The sequence below is a fragment of the Mesorhizobium sp. M1182 genome (assembly GCF_040318335.1).
Taxonomy (GTDB): Bacteria; Pseudomonadota; Alphaproteobacteria; order Rhizobiales; family Rhizobiaceae; genus Mesorhizobium.
The window spans coordinates 1-1,712 of sequence record NZ_JAMYMD010000071.1; the positions used below are offsets into that span (position 1 = coordinate 1).

The 1,712-nt window shown below is 66.5% G+C and carries 3 protein-coding genes; all 3 read right to left on the reverse strand.

The window, feature by feature from the left end; genetic code table 11:
• The coding region (gene tnpC / locus NKH33_RS33055) for an IS66 family transposase (protein ID WP_352923726.1) at positions 1 to 853 on the reverse strand (853 nt) is incomplete at its 3' end.
• A 66-nt stretch (positions 854 to 919) separates the two neighbouring features.
• Positions 920 to 1,234, reverse strand: a complete 315-nt coding sequence (gene tnpB, locus NKH33_RS33060) for an IS66 family insertion sequence element accessory protein TnpB (RefSeq protein WP_352458905.1) — start codon at positions 1,232 to 1,234, stop codon at positions 920 to 922.
• A 29-nt stretch (positions 1,235 to 1,263) separates the two neighbouring features.
• The gene (gene tnpA / locus NKH33_RS33065) at positions 1,264 to 1,617 is read right to left on the reverse strand and encodes an IS66-like element accessory protein TnpA (protein WP_031239744.1); all 354 of its coding nucleotides are present in this window, start codon (positions 1,615 to 1,617) and stop codon (positions 1,264 to 1,266) included.
• Positions 1,618 to 1,712: the final 95 nt, after the last annotated feature.

The window sequence follows — 1,712 nt, forward strand, 5'->3', positions numbered from 1 at the left end:
CGGTATCGGTCTTGCCCTTGGCCAGGACCGGCACCGTCGTGTCGTCGCCGTGCAGACGCGAAGCGGCCAGCACATGGGCTTCGAGCTGCTTGAACAGCGGCATCAGCGCCGCGGCGCCGGCGCCGACCTGGTCGGCGAGCGTCGACAGGCTGAGCGGCACGCCTTCGCGGGCATAGCGTTCGGCCTGGCGGTTAAGCGGCTGATGCTGGCCGAACTTCTCGAACAGGATCATCGCCAGCAGGCCGGGACCGGCCCAGCCGCGCGGGGTGGCGTGGAAGGGCGCCGGAGCCTGGCTGATCGTCTCGCAGTCGCGGCAGGTGAACTTCTCCCGCACGTGCTGGATCACCTTCCATTGCCGCGGCACCACCTCCAGCGTCTCGGTGATATCCTCACCCAGCTTGCGCAGCCGATGACCGCCGCAGCAATGGCAAGCGGCCGGCGCCGGCTCGACCACGCGTTCGCGCGGCAGATGCTCGGGAAATGGCTGGCGCGCCGGTCGCTTGCGCATGTAAGGCGCCACCTCGGTGGTCCGGGCCGCGGCCTGTTCGGCGGCGATCTCGTCTTCCGTCGCGGTGCTCTCGAGTTCCTCGAAGGTGAGTTCCATCTGGTCGTGCAGGCGGGCTGAGCGTTCAGAACTCTGACCATGCAGCGCCCGCTGCAGCTTCCGGATCGTCAGATGCTGATGCGCGATCAGCGCCGCATCATCCGATGCCTTGGCCCTGGCGACCGCCAGTTCGGCCTCGACCAGCGCAGCGCGCGCGGCCTCGTCTTCGGCTCTGGCCAGCGCCGCGGTCAGCGCTGCTCTCAGCGCGCCAATATCGTCCGGAACAGCATCCTGGGCGGTGGCAACCATGCCCTGGAGTGAATCATAAAACGCGTCCGCTGACTCGCGGAAAATGGCGCAAACTCAAAGAAAAACTCAGCCCGCGCGCTGCGGGCGGAACGTGTGAAGCGGGTTGCGCCAATCGATCCCGTCGAGCATGTAGGCGAGCTGCGCCGGTGATATGGAAACCGTGCCGTCCGCCGGCGACGGCCATAGAAACCGGCCCTTCTCGAGCCGTTTTGCATACAGCGACATGCCGAGCCCATCATGCCAGATAATCTTGATCAGATTGCCGCTGCGGCCGCGGAAGACATAAATATCGCCGGCATGCGGGTCCCGGCCCAGCGTCTCCTGAACCTGCAGAGCGAGGCCTTGCATCCCGCGACGCATATCGGTCCGGCCGACCGCCAACCAGATCCGCACCTGGCTCGGAACCGGGATCATGAAACGCCCAGCGCCTTCACCATCGCTGCCGCCAGTGTTGGCGGCGTGGTCAGCGGAATCCGCAGCCGCACCTTGCCGGCGACCTCCAGCTCGATCACCGCTGGGGATGCCGCCGGCCGCGAAACGGCGACAGGCTCATCGGGAGCCACGACAACTTCGGCAAAGCCCGTCTCGCGGGCTCTCACCGTGCGGCGCCACTTATAGATCAGGCTGGTCGCGACATCGTACTGACGCGCTACCGCCGCCACTGTGGCCCCGGGCGCGAATGCCGCGGCCAGTATCCGGCACTGATCCTCTTCACGCCAACGACGACGACGCTCAGGCCCGGTCAATAACGTCACATGGCTCATGCTGTGCTGCTAACTTCGCTCGTAAGGGCGACCTTAAGAGCGCAGCCTCGCTACCGTGCCGTCCTCTCGCAAGGCGGCCTTCGCCGGAGGGTATC